Annotated in this window: 20 protein-coding genes; 5 read left to right on the forward strand and 15 right to left on the reverse strand. The window is 72.6% G+C overall.

The features are described from left to right. Positions 1-86: 86 nt before the first annotated feature. The 5 genes from VB059_RS02960 to VB059_RS02980 all read right to left on the reverse strand — a co-directional run bounded on the left by VB059_RS02960 (position 87) and on the right by VB059_RS02980 (position 6,235). Positions 87-1,061 (reverse strand): DMT family transporter, encoded by a 975-nt coding sequence (locus VB059_RS02960; RefSeq protein ID WP_323420536.1) that lies wholly within the window; start codon positions 1,059-1,061, stop codon positions 87-89. A gap of 184 nt (positions 1,062-1,245) precedes the next feature. Next, a complete protein-coding gene (locus VB059_RS02965; protein WP_323420537.1) occupies positions 1,246-2,817 on the reverse strand; it encodes a hypothetical protein in 1,572 nt (523 codons plus the stop codon). Beyond that, complete coding sequence (locus VB059_RS02970; protein WP_323420538.1) at positions 2,814-3,722, reverse strand: ABC transporter ATP-binding protein; 909 nt, start codon at positions 3,720-3,722, stop codon at positions 2,814-2,816. The genes VB059_RS02965 and VB059_RS02970 overlap by 4 nt, the downstream gene beginning before the upstream one ends. Next, positions 3,722-4,462 carry a TetR/AcrR family transcriptional regulator gene (locus VB059_RS02975; RefSeq protein ID WP_323420539.1) on the reverse strand — a complete coding sequence of 247 codons (741 nt, stop codon included), beginning with the start codon at positions 4,460-4,462 and terminating at the stop codon, positions 3,722-3,724. Before VB059_RS02975 ends, VB059_RS02970 begins: the two co-directional genes overlap by 1 nt. Before the next feature lie 84 nt (positions 4,463-4,546). Beyond that, positions 4,547-6,235 (reverse strand): molybdopterin-dependent oxidoreductase, encoded by a 1,689-nt coding sequence (locus VB059_RS02980; RefSeq protein ID WP_323420540.1) that lies wholly within the window; start codon positions 6,233-6,235, stop codon positions 4,547-4,549. A gap of 302 nt (positions 6,236-6,537) precedes the next feature. Between VB059_RS02980 and VB059_RS02985 the strand changes: the two genes are divergently transcribed. Then, a complete protein-coding gene (locus VB059_RS02985; RefSeq protein WP_323420541.1) occupies positions 6,538-7,539 on the forward strand; it encodes a patatin-like phospholipase family protein in 1,002 nt (333 codons plus the stop codon). Between the two features lie 64 nt (positions 7,540-7,603). On the opposite strand, the gene VB059_RS02990 is transcribed toward VB059_RS02985, so the two are convergent. Then, positions 7,604-7,924 carry a HypC/HybG/HupF family hydrogenase formation chaperone gene (locus tag VB059_RS02990; RefSeq protein ID WP_323420542.1) on the reverse strand — a complete coding sequence of 107 codons (321 nt, stop codon included), beginning with the start codon at positions 7,922-7,924 and terminating at the stop codon, positions 7,604-7,606. Between the two features lie 7 nt (positions 7,925-7,931). Then, entirely contained in the window at positions 7,932-9,287 is a 1,356-nt protein-coding gene (locus VB059_RS02995) for a nickel-dependent hydrogenase large subunit (protein ID WP_323420543.1), read from the reverse strand. A gap of 38 nt (positions 9,288-9,325) precedes the next feature. On the opposite strand from VB059_RS02995, the gene VB059_RS03000 reads away from it, so the two are divergent. Then, positions 9,326-9,895, forward strand: coding sequence for a hydrogenase maturation nickel metallochaperone HypA (locus VB059_RS03000; protein ID WP_323420544.1), 570 nt, complete (start codon positions 9,326-9,328; stop codon positions 9,893-9,895). Here VB059_RS03000 and VB059_RS03005 read toward each other — a convergent pair. The 6 genes from VB059_RS03005 to VB059_RS03030 form a co-directional block, all read right to left on the reverse strand. Further along, positions 9,840-10,331, reverse strand: coding sequence for a HyaD/HybD family hydrogenase maturation endopeptidase (locus tag VB059_RS03005; protein WP_323420545.1), 492 nt, complete (start codon positions 10,329-10,331; stop codon positions 9,840-9,842). The genes VB059_RS03000 and VB059_RS03005 overlap by 56 nt on opposite strands. Continuing rightward, complete coding sequence (cybH, locus tag VB059_RS03010) at positions 10,328-11,569, reverse strand: Ni/Fe-hydrogenase, b-type cytochrome subunit (protein WP_323420546.1); 1,242 nt, start codon at positions 11,567-11,569, stop codon at positions 10,328-10,330. Before cybH ends, VB059_RS03005 begins: the two co-directional genes overlap by 4 nt. Further along, positions 11,566-13,305 carry a nickel-dependent hydrogenase large subunit gene (locus VB059_RS03015; RefSeq protein WP_323420547.1) on the reverse strand — a complete coding sequence of 580 codons (1,740 nt, stop codon included), beginning with the start codon at positions 13,303-13,305 and terminating at the stop codon, positions 11,566-11,568. The genes cybH and VB059_RS03015 overlap by 4 nt, the downstream gene beginning before the upstream one ends. Further along, positions 13,302-14,606: a hydrogenase small subunit gene (locus VB059_RS03020; RefSeq protein ID WP_323420548.1), complete on the reverse strand. Its 1,305-nt coding sequence runs from the start codon at positions 14,604-14,606 to the stop codon at positions 13,302-13,304. The genes VB059_RS03015 and VB059_RS03020 overlap by 4 nt, the downstream gene beginning before the upstream one ends. 158 nt (positions 14,607-14,764) lie before the next feature. Beyond that, entirely contained in the window at positions 14,765-15,604 is an 840-nt protein-coding gene (gene hypB / locus VB059_RS03025; protein ID WP_323420549.1) for a hydrogenase nickel incorporation protein HypB, read from the reverse strand. After that, positions 15,582-16,001: a hydrogenase maturation nickel metallochaperone HypA gene (locus tag VB059_RS03030; RefSeq protein WP_323420550.1), complete on the reverse strand. Its 420-nt coding sequence runs from the start codon at positions 15,999-16,001 to the stop codon at positions 15,582-15,584. The genes hypB and VB059_RS03030 overlap by 23 nt, the downstream gene beginning before the upstream one ends. A 142-nt stretch (positions 16,002-16,143) precedes the next feature. On the opposite strand from VB059_RS03030, the gene hypF reads away from it, so the two are divergent. Next, entirely contained in the window at positions 16,144-18,591 is a 2,448-nt protein-coding gene (gene hypF, locus VB059_RS03035; protein WP_323420551.1) for a carbamoyltransferase HypF, read from the forward strand. 66 nt (positions 18,592-18,657) lie between these two features. Here hypF and hypE read toward each other — a convergent pair whose 3' ends face one another. Next, positions 18,658-19,770: a hydrogenase expression/formation protein HypE gene (gene hypE, locus VB059_RS03040; RefSeq protein WP_323420552.1), complete on the reverse strand. Its 1,113-nt coding sequence runs from the start codon at positions 19,768-19,770 to the stop codon at positions 18,658-18,660. Positions 19,771-19,878: 108 nt separating this feature from the next. On the opposite strand from hypE, the gene VB059_RS03045 reads away from it, so the two are divergent. Together VB059_RS03045 and hypD are read left to right on the forward strand one after the other, a co-directional pair. Continuing rightward, positions 19,879-20,154 carry a HypC/HybG/HupF family hydrogenase formation chaperone gene (locus tag VB059_RS03045; RefSeq protein ID WP_323420553.1) on the forward strand — a complete coding sequence of 92 codons (276 nt, stop codon included), beginning with the start codon at positions 19,879-19,881 and terminating at the stop codon, positions 20,152-20,154. Further along, positions 20,151-21,299, forward strand: coding sequence for a hydrogenase formation protein HypD (gene hypD, locus VB059_RS03050; RefSeq protein ID WP_323420554.1), 1,149 nt, complete (start codon positions 20,151-20,153; stop codon positions 21,297-21,299). Before VB059_RS03045 ends, hypD begins: the two co-directional genes overlap by 4 nt. On the opposite strand, the gene VB059_RS03055 is transcribed toward hypD, so the two are convergent. Beyond that, on the reverse strand, positions 21,283-22,191 hold the full coding sequence (locus VB059_RS03055; protein WP_323420555.1) for a DMT family transporter: 909 nt from the start codon (positions 22,189-22,191) through the stop codon (positions 21,283-21,285). The genes hypD and VB059_RS03055 overlap by 17 nt on opposite strands. Between the last annotated feature and the right edge of the window lie 25 nt (positions 22,192-22,216).

Raw genomic sequence — 22,216 nt, forward strand, 5'->3', positions numbered from 1 at the left:
GGTCTCGTGGGCGTGCATCGCCACGGTGCCCGCCCAGGTCAGGGCATGGTCATCAGGATGCGCCACCACGACGGCAAAAGTGCCCGTCATGTCTCCAGCGTGTCACAGAACTCCTCATCCAGCGCCGTCTCGTCCACTGCCGTCCTCCCCCGGACGGTCGATGCCGGACGACGTACCGGCAGCTGGGAGACGATGATGCCGGCCAGCATCAGGGACGCCCCCGCGTAGCCGATCGGGGCCATCCGCTCCCCCAGGAACAACGCCCCGCCGAGGGCGCCGAAGACGGTCTCGAGGCTCATGATCAGCGCTGCGTGGGACGGCAGCGCGTCCCGCTGGCCGACCACCTGCAGGGTGTAGGCGACCCCGACCGAGACCAGCCCGGCGTAGGCGATCGGCCCGATCACCGCGGAGAGCCCGCGGAACGGTGTCGCCTCGAACACCAGGGCGGCCACCCCGGCGTACAGCGCGTTGAAGACGAACTGGGACACCGACAGCCGGATCGGGTCGAGACGACGGGAGAACCGGCTGACCGTGAGGATGTGCCCGGTCCAGAACAGTGTGCCCACCAGGCAGAGCAGGTCGCCGGTGTTCATCGCCGCCAGGCCGCCGGTCATGGTGAGCAGGTAGAGGCCGGCAACGGCCAGTCCGGCACCGACCCAGATGGCGCCCCGGATCCGGTGGCCGAGCGCCACCCCGGCCAGCGGCACGGTCACCACGTACAGCCCGGTGACGAAGGCGGCGTTGCCGACGGTGGTGTACTGCAGCGCGATCTGCTGCAGGGACGATCCCGCGAAGAGCAGCACGCCGATCAGCAGGCCGGGCCGGACGACCGCCTTCCAACGGCGTACGCGCTCGGCCGCCGGCACGGCGTCACGCCGGTCGAGCCAGGCGATGACCGGGAGCAGCGACACGGCCCCGAGCAGGAAGCGGGTCGAGTTGAAGGTGAAGGCGCCGACCCCGCCGCCCGCCACCTGGGCCACGAACGCGAACCCCCAGATGGCCGAGGCCAGCAGGAGCAGCAGGTTGGCACGGGTACGAGGGGTAGGGGAGGCGACGGACACCCGCCGATCCTTTCACGGGCCCGTGACGCCGCCGGTACGGTTCCGGGCGGCGCCGGACGACGTCGGACGACGTCCGAGGACGTCCGAGGACGGCTCCGGACAGCATCCGAGGACGGCTCCGCACGACGTCCCCGACGGTGGCTCAGGTCGATGGCTCCGGACGGCGCCCGGCCCGGGCGAGCCGTCAGGGTCGCAGGTCGCGGCGCCGGATGCCGACGGTGCCGAGCCAGGTCAGCAGGACGCCCGCAGCAGCGAGCCCGACGGCGGCCAACGGCCAGGAGAGTGAGCCGACCAGGCCGTTGAACAGCAGCGCGAACGGAGACACGTTCATCGCCGAGGTGGCGACCAGGCCGAACTCCCCCAGCAGGTCCACCAACATCACCAGCCCGAGCACCGCCCAGGACACCGCCACCGCCGCCCGCGGTGCCCAGCCGATCAGCGCCACGGCCAGACCGACCATCAGCACGACGGCCGGCAGGTAGCCCAGCCCGAGCAGCAGGACGCCCCAGTCCCCCGACGACGCCGCACCGCCCAGCCCGATGCCGGTGATCACCCCGGCCCCGACGGCCACCGCGACGACCGTCTGGGCGAGCACCCAACGCGGTCGGCCGACCGGGGTCGCGAGCAGCGTCTCGGCCAGGCCGGCTGCCTCGTCGGAGCGCAGCTGCAGGACGGCGGCGAGCGCCGCGGCGGTGGCGACCTGGGCGAGGACGTAGAGGATGAACAGGAAGAACGCCCGCCCGACGCTGATCCCGCCGGCCACCCGCTGGGCGAAGGCGTGGAACGCCGGGGTGTCCAGTTGCGCGGACAGCGACCCGGTCACCGACCCGATCAGCAGGCCGAGGACCCCCAGGCCCAGTGCCCAGCCGACCAGCGCACCGCGTTGGCGCCGCCAGGCGAGTGCGAGCGGGGAGGCGAACCAGGCCGCGGCCGTCGACCGCGCCGGCCGGGGACGGACCAGGGCGCCACCCAGGTCGCGGTCCCGGGCGATGACGGCCACCACGACCAGCACCACGATCGTCGTGACCACCGGCAGCAGGAGCGCCCAGCCCCGGTCGTACGCGAAGGCGGCCGCGTGCCGGGCCCAGCCGAACGGGCTGGCCCAGACGAGCGCGCTGTGGGTGAGGTCGCCCATCACCGCGACGGCGAACGCCGCGCCGAGCAGCACGAAGGCCAGCGCCCGGGCGGCGCCGGGAGAGGCGGTGACCTGTGCGGCGAGGACGCCGACGGCCACGAAGAGGATCGCATTGGCGGCCAGGATGCCGCCCAGGACGGCGGCCCCGGCGGCCGGCAGCTGTTCGACGACCAGCCCGAGGAAGGTCACCAGGCCCAGCACCAGGGCGGCGAGCCCCGGGGCGACCACGGCGACCGCCGGCGGGGTGAACCGACCGACGGGGGCGCTGCGCAGCAGCTCCGTCCGACCGGTGTGTTCCTCGGTGCGGGTGTTGCGGACGGCCAGCAGGATCCCGACCACGGCATTGACGAGCGAGCCGGACGAGGCCAGGGTCCACGCCTCCAGGCCGCCCACGGAGGCCTGGAAGATCGGCCCGCGCAGCGCCAGCTCGGCCGGGTTGGCCATCGCCGAGGCGGCGAAGGCGGCCAACGCCTGCGGGGTGGGGTAACCGATCCGTACGCTCGGCACCAGTCCGATGGCGAGCAGGGCCATGACGGCCACCCAGGTGGCCAGCAGGACCCGGTCCCGGCGCAGGACGAGCCGCAGCACCGGGCCGAACCCGACCCATCGATCACCGGTCATCGCACGGCCTCGGACTCGTAGTGTGCGAGGAAGACGTCCTCCAGCGAGGGTGGTGTGCAGGTCAGACTGACCGCCCCGAGGCCGGCCAGCACCGAGAGCAGGGGCGCGAGGCCCTCCGGCTCCACCCGGCAGGTCACCGACGTGGCCTCGACCCGCAGGTCGCCGACCCCGGTCAGCCCGGCGAAGGCGGACGGGGCGACCGGGGTGCGGAACCGTGCGTCGACCAGCGTGTGGTGGGCGCCGCGCAGCTCCCGCAACGGCGCGGAGTCCACCAGGCGCCCGGACCCGATGATGCTGACCCGGTCGCACAGCTCCTCGGCCTCGGACAGGATGTGGCTGGACAGCAGCACCGTACGACCCTCGGCGCGCACCTCGCCGACGAGGTCGGCGAACACCCGCTCCATCAACGGGTCCAGGCCCGCGGTCGGCTCGTCGAGGATCATCAGCTCGGCCCGGGCGGCGAAAGCGGCCACCAGGGCGACCTTCTGCCGGTTGCCCTTCGAGTAGTCCCGGCAACGCTTCGAGGGGTCCAGGTCGAACCGGTCGACCAGGGCGTCGCGACGGGCCCGGTCGACGGTGCCACGCAGCCGGCCCAGCAGGTCGATCACTTCCCCGCCCGACAGGGTGGGCCACAGCACCACGTCGCCGGGAACGTACGCCACCCGGCGGTGCACCGCCACCTGGTCGGCCCACGGGTCGAGGCCGAGCACCCGCACCTGCCCGGAGGTGGGGCGCAACAGGCCCATCAGGATGCGCAGGGTGGTGGTCTTGCCGGCGCCGTTGGGCCCGAGGAACCCGTGCACCTCCCCGGCGGGAACGTCCAGGTCCAGGCCGTCGAGGGCCCGGGTGGCCCCGAAGGTCTTGGTGAGATGTGCGGTGCTGATCACCGCAGCGGAGTCAGACATCATCGCTCCTCCTGAGCAGCCGTTTCCTGAGCAGGCATGTTCTGAGCAGGCTCGTCCTGAGCAGGCGTTTCCTGAGAAGACGCGTGCTGAGCAGACGCGTGCTGAGCAGACGCGTCCTGACCAGACGTGGGCCCGAGTCCGGTCAGGCCCTGGCGTGCCCGGTCGAAGATGGTGGGGTCGGTCAGGTCGGGGTTGAGGATCTCCAGCTCGGCGCGCCCGCTCAGGGCCGTCCCGGCCGGCGAGTGGATCGGCAGGCCGAGCACCCGGGACAGCTGCGGCGCGAAGGCGGAGACGCCGAGCTTCATCGCCACCAGGACGGCGGCCTTGGCGCGGACCGGCAGATCCGGGTCCTGCGTCCGCAGATACGGCTCGGTGATCGCCACGAGCTCGTCGAACAGCGCCTCGGACCCCGGGGACCCGTCGACCAGGGCCCGGACCAGGTAGCGCGAGACCGACGGCCCGGCGCGCAGGGCCTCCGCCGTGAAGGCCGGATCGGCCAGCCGCGCCTCGTCGATCCCGGCGGCGACCTCCGCCCGCAGGTACTCCAGCGCGTACGCGTCGCAGGCCGCCCGCAGGCCGGCCTTGGTGCCGAAGTGGTGCTGGACCAGCGGCGGGGAGACGCCGGCCCGGGCGGCGATCGCGCGGATCGTCGCGCCCTTCTCGCCGCGCTCGGCGAAGACCGCCAGGGCCGCATCCCGGATCCGGGCCCGACCGGTCAGGTCACTCTCCTCGACCGCCATACCGCAACAGTACAACCGGTGCAATACAGTTGTACAGGATCCTGATCATTCGTATGGGATGAGGTCCCCGAGGCCCCGCGGTGCTCAGCCGCGGACGGTGACGTCCACCACGGGATAGCCGGTGGCGCCGTCGGGGAGCACGTCGGCGACCTCGGCGGTCTGCACCTGGCCGGAGGCGTCGTACGCCCGGGCCCGCAGGACGTGGCGCCCGGGTGCCGCCGCCCACGGCAGGTACCACTGGCGCCAGTAGTCGAGCCCGACGTCGGGGCCGAGGGTGGCCGGCTGCCACGGTCCGTCGTCCACCTGCACCTCGACACGGCCGATGCCGCGGTGAGTGGCCCAGGCGACCCCGGCGATCGGCACCTGCCCGGCGTTGATCGTGCCGGCGGGGGTGTCGATCCGGGTGGCGGTCCTGACCGGGGCGTGGTCGGCCCAGCCGCGCGAGGTCCAGTACGCGGTGTCGGCGGCGAAGGTGGTCACCTTCAGCTCGGTGAGCCACTTGGTGGCGCCCACGTAGCCGTACAGCCCGGGGGTGAGCAGGCGGGCGGGCGCGCCGTGGGTGGCGGTGAGCGGGCGGCCGTCCATGCCGAGCGCGATCATCGCGTCCCGACCGTCGAGCAGCACGGCCAACGGGGTCGAGGCGGTGAACCCGTCGACGGAGCGGCTCAGCACCATGTCGGCCCCCGGATCGGGGCCGGCGCGGCGGATCAGGTCGGCCACCAGGACGCCGGTCCACCGGGTGCTGCCGCAGTACGGGCCGCCGACCGGGTCGGAGACACAGGTGAGGGTGATGTCGCGCTCGACCAGGGGCATCGCGAGCAGGTCCGCCATCGTCAGGGCGTACGGGTGGGCGACGCGGCCACCGATGCTGACCGTCCAGGTGGTCGGGTCGGGCCGCGGGACCGACAGCGCGGTGTCGACGCGGTAGAAGTCACCGATCGCGGTCCGCAGCGGGCTCACCCCCGGCACGGTCGTCTCGAGGCCGGCGGGCAGGGCGGGTGGCGGGCTCGCCACCGGCGGCAGGGTGACCGCCGGGATCGGGGCGACGGCCCCGCCGACACCGCCGCGGCCGATCAGCCGGGTGCCGGCCCAGCCCGCCAGTCCGGCCGCGACCACCACGCCGGCGGTCTCCACGAACAGGGCACGTCGGTCGAGGGTCGCCGCTCGAGGCCCCGGTGCGGCGCCCCCGATGGACGCGGGTGCCGCCGGCGCGGCCCCTCCCGGCCCGGCCCTTCCCGACCCAAGCCTTCCCAGCCCGGCCCCTTCCGGCGTGGGGCTCTCCGGCGTGGAGCCGTACGAGGTGGGTTCGTGTGGGGTGGGGAGCCGGACGGCCGGCAGGTGCACGCGGGGCCCGCACGCCCAGCGCAGCTGGAGCGCGAGGGCCACTCCCCCGACCAGCCCGGCCACCAGACCAGGCAGGGCGAACACGGCCGCCGCCCCGGGCCGCGTCATGGCGGCCAGCACCAGTGCCAGCGTGAGCAGGCCGACCAGCAGCAGGCCCTGCCGCAGGCTCCGCCTCGCCAGGATCCCGGCGAGGACGGCCAGCGCGGCGACGACCAGCACGATCACGCCGGTCAGGACCGTTTTGTCGAGGGGGCCGAACACCCGGATGGCGAACTCGCGCACCGGCGTGGGAGTGGCGTCGACCACCGTCGCCCCGACGGCCGGCAGAGGTGAGGCGGCGGGGGCGACGAACGCCGCGACCACGTGCCCGGCGGCGACCCCGAGGCCGGCAGATGTGACGCCGATCAGGGCGGCAGCGCCCCGTTCCATACCAGCAGCGTAGGAGCGTGTGACCGGCGACACAACGGTCGCCCGGGATCCGGCTGTCGATCGCCCGGACCCGTGGGCGCGCCGTCCCCTGGGTGCATGTCGACCGGCCCGCCCGCTCGGGACACTGTCGACCGGCCTGCCCGCTCGGGACACTGCCAACGGGCCCGGCCCTGGGTGCCACGTCGACCGATCCGGTTCCGGTGTGCGTGTTGACCGACCCGACGCCTGGGAGTGACGCTGGTCACAAGCATTGGCGCCCGGCTGTCGGGCGGCACGCGAGGCGATTCCTCACGGGGGACGACATGCCCGAAGCAGATCTGGTCATGCAGGGCGGCGGTGTGAAGGGCATCGCCCTGGTCGGCGCCGTGGAAGTGCTCGAGGAGCGCGGCTACACCTTCCACCGGGTCGCCGGGACGTCGGCGGGCGCGATCGCCGCGTCGCTGGTCGCCGCCGGGATCCCGGCCAAGCAGATGACGGAGATCCTCCGGGCCGCTGACTACAGCAGGTTCCAGGACGGTCGGTGGTGGGACGACACGCTGATCGGCAAGGTCATCGACCTGCTGCTGCACGACGGGATCTACCGCGGCGACTACCTGCGGACCTGGCTCGACGACCAGCTGAGGACGTACGGGGCGTACGGCAGGACCGGGACGTTCGCCGATCTGGCGTACGAGGATCCCGATCCCGAGCACCACCCGCTGCCGCCCGAGCGCCGGTTCCGGCTGATCGTCGCGACCTCGGACATCAGCCAGGGGCGGCTGCGCTACCTCCCCTGGGACTACCCCGATTTCGGCCGGGAGCCCGCCACCGAGCCGGTCGCCGACGCCGTCCGTACGTCGATGTCGATCCCGTTCTTCTACCGACCCGTCCGGTGGGCGACGAAGGACGGGCGGCGGACCTGGTTCGTCGACGGCGGCATGCTGTCGAACTTCCCGATCGAGGTCTTCGACGCTCCTGCGGGCGTCACGCCGCGCTGGCCGACCTTCGGCATCATGCTGGGCACGAGACCGGCGTCCCGGCAGGGCACGGCCAATCCGGTCAAGGGCCCCCTGAGCTTCGGCCTCGCCCTGCTCCGGACGATGATGGGCTTCTACGACCAGCTGCACATCGACGAGGACGGCGCCATCGACCGGACCATCTTCATCGACACCGGCACGATCCGGACCACCCAGTTCGACCTGTCCGACACCGATCGCGACCTGCTCTACCGCAACGGTCGCCGGGCCGCCGAACAGTTCCTCGACGGTAGCGGTGATCGCCCCGGCTGGGACTTCGAGGCGTACAAGGCCGAGCACCGCAGCTGAGCGGCGCAAAGGTGGCGGTGAGCCTCACACGCCCCCGGGTACGGCGTCCGCGGTCCCGGGAGTCTCAGTCCCCGGGTGCGGCGTTCCCGGTTCCGGCGGTCCCGGATATCTCGAGGCCGGGCGCGTCGGTCCTGGATGCGTCGACCCCGGCGTCCGGGCCGGCTGCCTCGAGGACGCCCAGCTCGGCGAACGCCCGCCACGACTGCGCGGCCGATTCCGGGTCCAGCAGTTCGATGGCGAAGCCGTTCTGGACGAGGACGAAGTCACCCACCTCGGCCTCGGGGACGTACGCCAGACAACAGGACACCTCCCGGTCGGCGACCCGGACGTCGGCCATCGGCAGCACGCCCGGCGTGATCCGGACGATCCTGGACGGTACGGACACGCACACGCTACAGCCCTCCTGGGATGTCGGAGTTGGGGGAGGAACAGGCCCCGGTCACCGGCGCCAGGCCACCCGAGGCGTGCGACGACAGGCCACCCGGGGCACGTGGCGGGGTCTCCTCGACGACCAGCCCCATCGCTCCCGCCGGGGCGGACGAGCAGGGCAGGCAGGGGTCGGCCTCGCGGATGGCGTCCTCCAGATCGCCCTCCGCCCGCCCGGGGCCGTCGGGCCCGGCGGCGACCGCTCGGCGGAGCAACTGGGCCAGCCAGTACTCGTTCTGGGCGGTGGGGGTGAGCACCGTCGCGGCCTCCATCCGGCCGTCGGCGGCCGCGCGGTAGCGATGCACGAGCAGACCGCGCGGGCCGTCCACCCAGCCGACCCCGACAGCGGGCCCACGGCGGGCAGGCACCTCGGCCAGGATCCGCCGATCGAGGATGGCCGGGTGGTCCAGCAGGTCGCCGATCACCTCCACCGAGTGGACGGTGATGACCGCGCGGGCCGCCGCCGCTTGCCCTGCCCGGCCCGACCAGTCGGCCCGGAGCTCGGCCGCACGGGGGGTGGTGAGCGCACCGATGCGCAGCTGGGCGACCGGGCCGACCCGGTAGCGGCCGTGGTCGGCGCCGAGGGCCAGCAGGTAGGGCCGCGGGGCGGGATCACCCGGCACCGACTCGGCGATGAGGCTGTCCCAGTGCCGGGGCGCGGCGGCGGGGACGATCACCCGACCGTCGGCGGCCACCGCTCGCAGCCGGGTCCCGAGCAGGTCGGGACGGCCCTCCTCGTCGACCAGGGCGACATCCGCACCGGTGAAGTCGTCGGCCGGGCCGGGGAGCGGCAGCGTACGTTCCGCGATCCTGGTGGCCGCCGCGAGGGCCGCAGGTTGCAGGCCCAGGCAGCGGTCGCGGGCCTCGGCCTCGACCGGTACGGCGACACCACCGGGCACCGCGGTGGCCGGGAAGTGCCCCGGCGACCCGACCGCGGACATCACCGCCTTGGCGAACCGCCGCAGGGCCAGCGCATCGTCGCGGTCGGTGGCCACGGCACGGACGGCGTGGGTGGCGATCGCCGAGGCGTGGTGCAGCAGCCGACGGGAGACGACCGCGGCGGCCGGCAGCTCGACCCCGCCGGCCAGGGACTCCAGGGCGCGGATCCCGGCCAGGTGGTGGGCGGCGGGACAGACGCCGCACAACCGCTCGACCAGCGAGGGCACCTCGGCGACCCGGTGGCCGGTGAGCAGCGGGTCGATCCGCGGCAGCCCGGCGAGGTCGAACCGCGCCTCCCGCACCGCCCCGTCCGGAGCGCGCTCCACGACGACCTTTGCCCCGAACGGGTCGATGATCTCGTCGAGCACCCAATGCTGGGTCATGGGTGACGCTCCTTCCCGACCGGTGGGACGATGGGCCGGTGCATGAACTGGGTCTGCTCCGCTCCGTGGCCGATGCGGTGACCGCCGCCGCCGAGCGCGCCGGCGCGACCGGGGTGCAGGCGGTCGGGCTGCGGGTCGGGACGCTCAGCGGCGCGGTCCCCGAAGCCCTGACCGGCGCCTGGCCGATCGCGGTGGCCGGCACCGTGGTGGCGGGCGCACGCCTGGAGCTGGAGGTCGTCCCGGCGACGGTGTGGTGCCCGCATTGCGGCACCGATCAGCCGATCGACGAGTTCTTCGCCCTGACCTGCCCGGTGTGCGACACGCCGACCGGTAATCTGTCGCACGGGCGGGAGTTCGAGGTGACCTGGGCCGATCTCGACATCGACCGTCCCGACGACGACCCCGTCGGCAGTGACCCCGTCGACAGCGGCCCTCTCGGTCCTGGCCCTCTCGACAGCGGCCCTCCCGACACCGATCCTCTCGACACCAGGATGCCCGGAGAGGACGCAGCAGCGGGCCCGGACGCGCACACCGGCGGGACTGATCACCGGTCTAGGCCTCTGCGGGGATCGACAGCCACCGGTCCAGGATCCGCCTCGCCCGACTGACCGCGTCGGGGACCGCGGCGGCCACCGTCGGGCTGAGGCCGAGCCGCAGGTCCACCGATTCCGGCACGACCCCGATCACCTCGACCGTCTCCGGCTCCTGGCCGAGCAGCCGGGCGGCGGCGAACACGTCCAGGAGACCCACCTGGTGCGGCGACAGCTTGCTGGACAGCATCCGCGGCACCTGATCGCCCCTCAGGTGGACGACCGTGCCGGGGATCGGCCCGGCCACCGCATCGAGGACCAGCAGCCGGGGGGACTCCTGCACGAGCGGGAGCAGGGCCATCCCACCCGTACCGCCGTCGACGTACTCGAGGCGGGCCCCGTCGCCCGGGAACGCGTCGCGGGCCACCCGCAGGGCCTCGAGGACGGCCAGCCCGACGCCGTCGTCGCCCATGATCGGGTTGCCGACGCCGAGCACGGTCGTACGCGCCGTCATTCGATCTCCGGGGCGTCGACCGGCTTGGCGCCCCGCCGCAGCCACACGCCTCCGTTGATCATCGACGAGAGGCCGCCATGGCGCTCCAGGGAGTCGGCACGGACGGCCAGGTAGACGTGGATGATCACGAACACCCAGAGCAGGAACATGATCGCCGCGTGGAAGAACCGCACCCCGGGGATGCCGAACCAGTGCGCCGGCATCGACGCCAGCCGCCACAGCGGGTTGTCCTGGTGGTAGAGGCCGAAGAGGGTCAGACCGGTGGCCATCTGGATGGCGCAGAGGATGTACACGCCGGTGTAGGTGAGCTGCTGCAGCGGGTTGTGGCCCAGGAACAGCGGCCCCTCGTCCTTGATCAGCGCGTAGTGCTGGATCACCCGGCCCAGGTTGCGGACGTCCTCCTTGCGTTTCAGCGGCCAGAAGGCCGACCAGCGCAGGTAGCGGTCACGCGAGGTGGAGGCCAGCACCACCCGGGTGGCGCCGATGACGAGCCAGACGAACGCGGCCGAGAAGTGGATGAACCGCATCCACCCCATCAGGAAGCCGGTCGGACCCCCGGCATGGGCCTCCGGTCCGAAGAACGGGTCCATGATGAAGTAGCCGGTGCAGCTGAGGATGAACACCATCGCCACGTTGATCCAGTGCTGGAGGCGCAGCGTGCCGGTCCAGACGTTCACCCGCACCCAGCTGCCGGTGTGGGCGGCCATCGTCTCCGTGCCGGCGGCCTCGGCATCGGGCCGTACGGTGACGAACCCCTCCAGCCGGTACGCCCCGACGGTCCCGTCGGGGGCGACCGGCGCGATCGCCACCGCCAGGGCACGACAGCCACGACGCAGCGCGACCGCCGCATTGCGCCTCGCGACCGACTTCTCCTCGCGGCTGTTGGCGACCCGGCCCAGCACGTCGGTCAGCCTGCCGCGCATCACCATCAGGTCGGCGGTCGAGCCGGCGGTGAGCGGGAAGTCGCGGACCCGGGTCAGGCTGTAGCGCCGGTCGGGTCGGGCCGGGTCGACGTCACCGGGCTGCACCCGGGGGGCCCGGACGCCGGGGTGTTCGGAACGCAGCACACGGCCCAGCGCCTTCTCCACCGGGTCGGTGCTGCCGGCCGGCGACAGTGCGGCGAGGGCGAGCACCCGCGCCTCGCTGAGGCGCTCCAGACTGAACGCGGAGCCGACCCAGATCCGCGGGGCGGGAGCCGAGGCGGCGGCTGGCGCCGAGGAGGACTCGGTGACGCTCATGACGTCGCCACCTGCAGTTCGGCTCCCGCCGGATCCAGCACGTGCACCGCGCACGACATGCAGGGGTCGAAGGAGTGGATCGTCCGCAGCGGTTCCAGCGGCTGAGCGGGATCGACCAGCGGATGTCTGCCCTTGCCGGCCAGCGACTCCTCGTACGGCCCCTGGCCGCCTCCGGCGTCCCGGCCACCGGCCAGCCAGGTGGTGGGGACGACGGCCTGGTAGCGCGCCACCTTCCCGTTCTCCACGGTCACCCAGTGGCTCAGGAAGCCGCGCGGCACCTCGAGCAGGGAGAACCCGGAGGACGTGGCGGGCCAGGACGACGGCTCCCACCGGGACGGGTCGAAAACGTCGATGTCACCGCCCTTGAGGTTCTTCACGAAGGTCGGGAACGTGGTCTGCGACAGGATGTCGGCCAGCAGCGAGCACTCCAGCGCGCGGGCCAGGGTCCGGCCGGCGGTCGAGTTGAGCTGACCGACGCTGATCCCGAGCTTGCGGGTGGCCCCGTCGACGAGGGTCTTCGTCGCGGCATGGCCCTGGGCGTACGCGAGCATCATCCGCGCCACCGGACCGACCTGCACCACCCTGCCGTCGTAGCGGGGTGCCTTGCTCCAGGTGTACTGCTCGTGGTCACCGAGCCAGTCGTACGGCGGCTGGGGGCCGGTGTAGTGCGGGGTGGTCTCCCCCTTGTCGGGCGTCAGACCGACGTCGCCGTCCTGGTAGGTGTACCAGGCGGAACTGACCCACTCGGCGATCCGGGTCGGGTCGAAGGGGTGGACGGTGCCGAGGTCGCCGTCGTAGATCGCCCCGGGCTTCACCTCGGTGAAGGGCGAGGTGAGTCTCGAGGAGGCCGGGTCACCGGCGTACGTGGCGCCGGCGAGCCCGACCGCGAGGTAGTTCGGCTGGGCGGCCCCGATGTCGAAGTAGTCCTTGTAGACACCCATGATGGCCGTCGCGTCGGGCACGTAGCAGGCCTTGACGAACTCGGTCGTCTCGGCGACCCACTGCCCGACCTGGTCGATCTGGACCTGGTTGATCGACTCGGAATGGTTGGGGTCGAGGGTGCAGGCCATGCCGCCGACGAGGAAATTGGGGTGCGGGTTCTTGCCGCCGAAGACGGTGGCGATGCGGATCATCGAGCGCTGGAACTGGAGCGCGTCCAGGTAGTGCGCCACCGCCATCAGGTTGGCCTCGGGAGGCAGCCGGTAGTCCGGGTGCTTCCAGTAGCCGCCGGTGAAGATGCTCAGCTGGCCGGAGTCGAGGATGCCCTTGACGGTGTCGCGCACCTCGGTCATCCGGGCCAGCGTGTTGCCCCTCCAGGTGGAGCCGATCGCCGTGGCGAAGTCGACCGCCTTCTGCGGGTCGGCGGTCGCGGCCGAGGGCACGTTCACCCAGTCCAGGGCGTGCAGATGGTAGAAGTGGATGACGTGGTCCTGGATGTTCTGCGACGCCATCACCATGTCGCGGATCAGCCGGGCCTGCTGGGGCGGGTTCGACCCGATGGCGTTCTCCACCGCGACGATCGAGGCCACCGCGTGCACCGAGGTGCACACCCCGCAGATCCGCTGGGCGAAGGCCCACGCGTCGCGCGGATCACGGCCGGCGACGATGGTCTCGATGCCGCGGAACTGGGTGGTCTCGCTCCATGCCTTGCTGATCGTCCCGTTCCCGGTCTCCAGCTCGATCCGCAGGTGCCCCTCGATCCGGGTGAGGGGATCGATCACGACTCGCTGTGTCATTGCTGCTCCGCCTTTCCTGCCCCGTCATCCGGTCCGGACGCCCCCGGTGGTGGCGTCCCGCCGATCTCCTCGGCCGTGGCGTCCTGGCCGGGCCCGCCGGCGGCGTCCTCGGGCGTGTCCGGGGACGTCGGCTCGGCCCGCCACTCCCGCTCGCTGTCGCCGAAGGCCTGCATGGGGCCGGCCGCGGCGGCCGACCGGCGCGAGGCCGCATGGCGCACCGCGGTGAGGCCGGCGTGGATGCCGACCCCTGCCACCGTCGCACCGACCAGACCCCAGCCGACCTTCTCGGCCGTCGACTCGACGCCGATACCGGTGACGTCGGGCAGCACCTGGTAGAAGGGCGTGAACCGGTCGAAGAACTGCTTCTCGGTGCACCCGATGCAGGGGTGGCCGGCACCGATCGGCCAGCTGGTGTGCAGGTTCCACTGGAAGACCGGGCACGGGCTGAAGGTGCTCGGGCCCTTGCAGCCCACCTCGTAGAGGCACCACCCGGAGCGGGCGCCGGCGTCGTCGAAGGTCCGGACGTACTGGCCGGCGTCGAAGTGCGGCCGACGCGGGCAGGAGTCATGGATCCGCTGGTCGTACGCGAAGAGCGGGCGTCCTTCGGCATCGGTCCTGGGCAGCGCCCCGTCGTGGCTGAGGACGTACGCGACAGTGGCGGTGATCACCTCGCCGATCGGCGGGCATCCCGACACGTTGATCACCGGCTTGTCCTTGATGATCCGGTCGACGCCGACCGCACCGGTGGGATTCGGCTTCGAGGCCTGCACCGAGCCCCAGACGGCGCAGGCACCCACCGCCAGGATCGCAGTGGCGTGCTCGGCGGACTCGCGGAGCACCTGCTCGGCGGACTTGCCGCCGATCGTGCAGTAGGCGCCGTTCTCCTTGACCGGCACCGACCCGTTGACGACGAGCAGATGGTCCTTGGCATTGGTCTCGTCGAGCGCCTTGTTGGCCGCGTCCCCGGAGGCCGCCATCACCAGTTCGTTGTAGTTCACCGACAGCAGGCTGAGCACCAGCTCCTCGATGGTGGTGCCGCCGGAGCGCAGGGTGCTCTCCATGCAGCCGGTGCATTCCTGGAGCTGCAGCCAGACCACATTGGGCTTGGTGACCGCGCCGAGCTTCCCGGCGATCTCCTCGGCGGTGGCCGGTGGGGCGCCGGAGGCCGAGGCGGCACCTCCCATCGCGAAGATCGCCGCCAGTCCCCCACAGAACTTCAGGAAGTCACGCCGCTCGACCCCAGCCCTGGCGAGGTTCTCGACGAGTGTCGGTTCCTGCCAGCCCTCCGGTTGGTACGTCATGCCACTGCCATCTCCTCACGCGCGGACGCCGCGCCCGTCGGCAGCAGGCTGCGTCGCACCTCTCAACGCGACGCGTCTGCACTGATCCTGACCAGACTATCCGTGTACGGGACGTGTAGTGGCCGATCCGGGTCGGCGAGGACGGCTCGCACCGCGACTCACCGGCAGCCCTGGGTCACCCAGTCGATCCACTGCTCGACGCCCTCGCCGGTGCGCGCCGAGGTCTCGATCACGCTCGCCGTCGGGTTCACCGCCGCCAGATTGCGCAGGAAGAGCTCCTTGTCGAAGTCGAGATAGGGGGCCAGGTCCATCTTGTTGAGCACCACCGCCTCGACCGCGCGGAACATCACCGGGTACTTGAGCGGTTTGTCCTCCCCCTCTGTGATGGAGAACACCATCGCCTTGCGGTGCTCGCCGACATCGAACTCGGCCGGGCAGACCAGGTTGCCGACGTTCTCGATGATCACCAGATCGAGGGCGGTCAGGTCGAGGCCGCGCAACGCGGTCGCCACCATCGGGGCGTCCAGATGGCACTCGCCACCGAAGCCGTCCCCGGTGTTGAGCAGCGAGATGCGGGCGCCGTACCCGCCGAGCCGTTCGGCGTCCAGCGGCGTCTCGATGTCCCCCTCGATCACGCCGACCCGCAGCCTGCCCTGCAACGCGGCCAACGTACGGGCCAGCAGCGTGGTCTTGCCGGCCCCCGGCGAGCTCATCAGGTTCACCGCCCGGACCCCGGCGGCGTCGAGGGCCGTACGGTTCGCGGCGGCCAGCCGGTCGTTCTCGGCGTAGATGTCCTCGAGGATCTCGATCCGCTCCCGCCCCGTGCCGTAGCCGGAGTGGTCGCCGATCAGTTGGTCCAGGTCCGCCGATCCGGTGTGCGGCAGGCCGTCGCCCGGCACACGGTCGTCGTGGGTGTGGCCGTGCTCGTGGGTGTGGCCCTCGTCGTCGTGCTCGTGGACGTGGACCGTGCCGTCGTCATGCCGATGGAAGCGCCCCATCGCGATCTCCTTTCCCCGGGCCAGTCTCGCACCGCCCGTCGCGGTCGTCGGCCGGGGTCGGCGTACGTACGTCGACCGCGGTCAGGACGAACTGCTCCCCGCTGGTCAGTGCGGTGTCGGCCGAGCCGCAGGCCCGACAGTCGAAGCCCAGCTCGGGGCCGAGTCGGCTGCTCGCGCCGCAGTCACGGCAGGACAGTGTCGCCGGCAGCAGCCGCAGCTCCAGCCGGGCCCGCGCGAGCGGTGTGTCCTTCACCACGAACGTCCAGGCGAACCGCATCGCCTCGGGCACCACCTGGCGCAGCTGGCCCACGTCCACGTGGACGACCTCGACCTCGCGGTCGCCGGTGGCCCGGGTGACGGCCGCCGCCAGCTGACGGCACAGGGACACTTCGTGCATGCCGCCCAGTGTCGCACCCGGCCGGTGGACAACCGGTCGACGGTGGGCTGCGGAGATCGCCGGTCGGGTTGACCGTCGCGTTCCGCTGCACACGGCCACGGTCGGGGCAGTAGGGTGGCGCCGCGCCGTCGAGGAGGGTGTGATGTCCACAGTCCGTCGGGAGTACCTGCTGCGGGGGGTGGTACAGGGTGTCGGCTTCCGGCCGCACGTCGCCGTCGTGGCGGCCCGGCACCGGATCACCGGGTGGTGCGGCAACGACGACCTGCAGGTGTTCGTCGAGGCCCAGGGCACGCCCGGCACCCTCGACGACTTCCTCACCGACCTGCTCGACACCCTGCCGCCGCTGGCGCGGGTGATCGATCTCACCCGACGCGACCTCCCTCCGGTGCCCGGCGAGGAGGGGTTCCGGATCGTGCCCAGCCGGCACCTGCCGGGGGTCCGTACGCTCATCCCACCGGATGTCGCGACCTGCCCGGACTGTCTGGCCGAGATGGCCGACCCGGCCGACCGCCGCCACCGCTACGCGTTCACCACCTGCACCCACTGCGGCCCACGGCTGACGATCATCGAGGATCTGCCGTACGACCGGGCGACGACCACGATGCGCCGGTTCGCCATGTGTCCGGACTGCACCGCGGAGTACACCGACCCGACCGACCGCCGCTTCCACGCCCAACCGATCAGTTGCTACGCCTGCGGGCCCCGGCTGTGGCTGGCCCGGCCCGGGGAGGCCGCGGCCGAGCGGCCGATCGCCGCTCCCGCCACTCCGGCCGAACAGGACGCGGTGGTCGCCGAGGCCCGCCGGTGGCTGCTGGCCGGGCAGATCGTCGCGGTCAAGGGGCTGGGCGGTTTCCACCTGATGTGCGACGCGCGCAACGCTGCGGCGGTGGCCCGGCTGCGGGAGCGCAAACGCCGCGGCGGCAAGCCGTTCGCCGTGATGGTGCGCGACACGGCGGTCGCCGCCGGGCTGGCGCAGCTCACCCCACCCCAGCTGGCGCTGCTGGCTTCCCCGGCCCATCCGATCCTGATCGCCCCCACAGCGGCCGGCTACGACCTGGCCGCCGACGTCGCGCCGGACTCCGACGACGTGGGACTGATGCTGCCGTACGCCCCGCTGCACACCCTGCTGCTCGACCCCGGCGAGGGCGGCGGGGAGCTGGCCCTGGTGGCGACCTCCGGGAATCTGTCGGAGGAGCCGCTGTGCCACTCCAACGCCGATGCCCTGGATCGGCTCGCCGGGATCGCCGACGGCTTCCTGCTGCACGATCGTGACATCGCGGTGCCGGTGGAGGACTCGGTGCTGTTGGCCCTGCCCGACTCCGATGCGGTGCCCCTGCGCCGCTCCCGCGGCTATGCGCCGCTGCCGCTGGTCCTCCCCCACACCGATCCTCGACCCGATGACCCGAACGAGCCGGTCGTCCTGGCCGTGGGCGGGGAGCTGAAGAACACCTTCGCCCTGGCCACCGGGGACCTGGTGTTCGTCTCCGCCCACATCGGTGACATGGGCTCGCTCGCCTCCCAGCGCGCCTTCGAGGCGTCGGTGGCCCAGCTGACCACGATGCAGCGTCGCGACCCCGAGGTGGTGGTCTGCGACCTGCATCCCGGCTATGCGACGACCGCCTGGGCGGAGCGCTATGTCGAGGCCCGCCCCGAGGTGGAGCTGCTGCGGGTCCAGCACCACCACGCGCATGCTCTGTCGCTGCTCGCCGAGCACGGCATCGCCGAGGGGCCGGTCGTGGTGGCCACCCTCGACGGCACCGGCTACGGCGACGACGCCGGGCATCCCTCCCCCGGTGATCCCCTCCCGGAGGGCGCCGGCGCGACGACGGCCCCCACGGTGTGGGGCGGTGAGGTGCTCGTACTGGGATCCGAGGAGGATCCGTCGCCGTGGTCGTGGCGTCGTGCCTGGCACGTGCCGTACGTCCCGCTGGTCGGCGGTGACCGGGCCGTCCGGCAGCCCTGGCGGGTCGCCCAGGGCCTGGCCGCCGCCTGGGACCTGGACATCTCCGCCACTCCGGCCGCTCGCGTGGCCCCGCCCGACGAACGCCGCCTCGTCGCCTCCCAGCTGGCATCCGGCCTCGGTGTCGTCGGGACGAGCTCGACGGGGCGGCTTTTCGACGCGGCCGCGGCGATGCTGGGGCTGTGCCCGGAGGTGAGCTACGAGGCGCAGGCGGCGGTGCTGCTCGAACGCGCCGCGGCCCGCTGGGCGGCGGCGCACCCCCCGAGGACGGGCGGTCCGGCCGGACCCGTCGGTCCTGTCTCCGATCTGCGGGCCGTCTTCCTGGACCTGCTGGACCGGCGCGGGGACGATGTCGAGGAGGGCGCCTGGCGGTTCCACCTCGGCCTCGCCGGGGTGTTCGCCGACCGGATCGCGCGCACCGCGCAGGAGGCCGGCACCACCACCGTGGGACTGACCGGTGGCGTCGCCGTGAACCGCATCTTCGCCCGCGCACTGACCGCTCGACTCCGGACGTACGGACTGGACGTCCTCACCCACCGGGTGGTGCCGCCCAACGACGGGGGCCTGTGCCTGGGCCAGGCGTGGGCCGGGAGACTGGTCTGGGCCGGGCGGCCGGCGTCGAGCCGGTGAGTCCCGCCCTGTCGACCCGCCCCTGATCCCGACCGCGGGTCCCTGATCCCACCCGCGAAAGGGTCGTCAGCAGATCCGCGGCAGCGGATCCCCGACCAGCATGTCGACCATCCGGGTGCCGCCGAAGCCGGTGACCAGCACCACCGCCGCGGCCGGTTCGGCCACGATCCGGCCGATCAGGGCGGCCTGCTCACCGCCGGGCAGGCCGCGGACCGCGGCGAGTGCCTCGTCGGCCTCGTCGGCCGGGACCACGGCGGCGAAGGTGCCCTCGTTGGCGACGTAGAGCGGGTCGAGTCCCAGCATGTCGCAGGCGGCGCGGGTCATCTCCCGCACCGGCACCGCCTCGTCCTCGACGACGACACCGAGCCCGCAGGCCCGCGCCAGCTCGTTCAGGACGGTCGCCAGGCCGCCCCGGGTCGCGTCACGCATCCACCGGGTGTGCGGGGCGGCGGTGAGCAGCGCCTCGACCAGGCCGTTGACCGCGCGGGTGTCGGAGCGGATCGGGGCGTCGATGGCCAGGTCGCCACGGGCCAGCATCACCGCCATGCCGTGGTCGGCGATCGGCCCCGACACCAGCAGCCGGTCGCCGCGCCGCACCCGGTCGGCGCCGAGGCTGCGGCCCGCCGGGACCAACCCCACCCCCGCGGTGGTGATGAAGAGGCGGTCCGCCGCACCCCGGGGCACCACCTTCGTGTCCCCGGTGACGATCCGGACACCGGCCCGGGCCGCGGCCCGGCGCATGTCGGCGACCACCCGCCGCAGCGTGGCGATGTCGAGTCCCTCCTCCAGCACGAACGCCGCCGAGACCACCGCCGGTCGTGCCCCGCTGACCGCGAGGTCGTTGACCGTGCCGTTGACCGCCAGCTCCCCGATGCTGCCGCCGGGGAACTCGAGCGGGTTCACCACGTACGAATCGGTCGACATGGCCAGCAGGGCGTCCGGGGCCGGCTCCCCCAGCGCGGACAGCCCCACGACGCCCGCGTCACCCAGCTGCGCCAGCACATCGTTGCCGTACCCGTCGAGGAAGACCGCGTCGACCAATGCCGCGGAGGCCTTCCCACCCGCGCCGTGGGCCAGCGTCACGTACTCGTCGGTGAACCGTGGCCGCCTGGCCCGGACCCGGCTGATCCTCTCGTTGACGTCCTTCTCGTCGTCGTTGAGGCGATTTCTGGGATCCATCACTTCACTCCGCTCCCGACGGTGGGTGACCTCGGTGGCACCGGGGCCGCGTCGGGGAGGATACTAGTCCCGCACCGGCGCCGAGCCGGTCGGAAAGGGGACGAGCCGATGTGCCTGGGAGTGCCGGCGGAGGTCATCGCGATCCCCGACCCCGGTGAGCCGCGGGCCCGGGTGGCGATCAGCGGGGTGGAGCGTACGGTCGCCACCGACCTGCTCGCCGACGAGGAGCTCCGCCCCGGCGACTGGGTGCTGGTGCACGTCGGCTTCGCGCTGAGCCGGATCGACGCCGAGGAAGCGGCGATCACCCTGGAGCAGATCAGCCGGCTGGGCGGCACGATCCTGGACGACGAGATCGCTTCCTTCCGCCGGTCGGTGATCGAATGAGGTACGTCGACGAATTCCGTGACCCGGCCGCCGCCCGGGCCCTGCTGCACCGCATCGAGGAGCTGACCGACCGGCTCGACCGGCCGCTGCGGGTGATGGAGATCTGCGGCAGCCACACCCACACGATCTACCGCCATGGCCTGGAACACCTGCTGCCGGAGCGGATCGAGTTCATCCACGGTCCCGGCTGCCCGGTCTGCGTCATCCCGATGGGCCGGGTGGACGACGCGATCTGGCTGGCCCGCCGGCCCGGCGTGATCCTGACCACCTTCGGCGACATGATGCGGGTGCCCGGTTCGCAGGAATCACTGCTGCAGGTGCGGGCCGCCGGCGCCGACGTACGGTTCGTCTACTCCCCGCTGGACGCGCTGCCGATCGCCCGGGACAACCCGGACAAGCAGGTGGTGTTCTTCGCGGTCGGCTTCGAGACCACCGCCCCGTCCACCGCCGTCACCCTGGAACGGGCCCGGGTCGAGGGCGTGGCCAACTTCTCGGTGTTCAGCAACCACGTCACCACCGAGCCGCCGCTGCGCGCCATCGTCAACGGCGGTGAGACGGAGATCGACGCCTTTATCGGTCCCGGACACGTCGCGTCCGTGGTCGGCACCCATGCCTTCGACTTCCTCGCCGAGGAGTTCAACCGGCCGGTCGTGGTCACCGGCTTCGAACCGCTCGACGTGCTCCAGGCCGTCGCGATGCTGCTGGAGCAGTTCACCTCCGGCGAGGTCGCCGCGGGACGGGCGACGGTGCAGAACCAGTACGCCCGGGTCGTACGTCCTGACGGCAACATCGTCGCCCAGAAGCTGATGGATCGGGTCTTCCGCACCCGCGACACCTTCGAGTGGCGTGGCCTGGGCTGGATCGACCACTCCGGCCTGGGGATCGCCCCCGAGTACGCCGCCTGGGACGCCGAGGCGACGTTCACCGTCCCGGGCGTCCGGGTCGCCGACCCGCCCGCCTGCGAGTGTGGCTCGGTGCTGACCGGCCGGATCAAGCCCTGGCAGTGCCGGGTGTTCGGCACCGCGTGCACCCCGACGACCCCGATCGGCACCTGCATGGTCTCCCCCGAAGGGGCCTGCGCGGCCTACTACAACTTCGGTCGCCTCGACCGCGACACGGCGAACGCCGTCACGATCCGCGACTGACCTCGACGGCTCTCGGGGCCCGCGTACGCCCGCTGGTGAACGCCACGCCACCGATCACCAGCAGGCCGCCGATCACATCGGACCAGCGCAGGGTCTGCCCCATCAGGACGGCGATCAGGGCCGTGAACACGGTGACCAGGTTGAGGTAGACCCCGGCCCGGCCGGGCTCGATGACCCGCAGCGCCCGGTTCCAGAGCAGGTAGGACAGCACCGACGGGAAGATCGCGATGAAGGCCAGCGACCAGGCCCCCGCCGCGGTGCGCGGGCCGTGGAAGCCGTTCAGCACGACGAAGGGGGTCATCGCCACCACGGTCACGGCGGCCTGGACCGCCGTCGACGTGACCGGCGGCATCCTCGGGGCACGCCGGCCGATGATCGTGTACGCCGTCCACACGCCGACGGCGCCGAACATCAGCAGTTCCCCGGGACCGAGGCGCAGCCCGGCGATGGCCTCCAGGTGGCCGCGGGTCAGCACCAGGAGCACACCGAGCAGCGCCAGCAGGACGCCCCCGATGCCGCGCGGCGTCAGGCGCTGCTGCAGGAAGATCGCGGCGGCGAGCAGGATCAGGGCCGGATTGACGGCGTTGATGAGCGACGCATCGAAGGCGCCGGTGAACTGCAGTGCGGCGTAGAGGAAAAGGTTGTAGCCGGCCAGCCCGGTGAGGCTGAGCGCGACCAGCCACCGCCAGTGGCGGAGCACCTCGCGCCAGCGCGGTGCTTCCGTCACCTGGGCGATGAGGACGAGCGGAACGACGGCGATGACCCACCGGGCGAAGACCAGGCTGACCGGGTCGAGCTCGCCGACCGCGACGACACCGAGCACGTAGTTGCCGGCCCAGAACAGCGTGGCCGCCACCAGCGACAGAGCGGCCACGAGGCGGCGACGGTCCACGGCTTCCTCCTTGGCGGCCCTGTCT

The sequence above is a fragment of the Raineyella sp. genome (assembly GCF_034933565.1).
Classification (GTDB): Bacteria; Actinomycetota; Actinomycetes; order Propionibacteriales; family Propionibacteriaceae; genus Raineyella.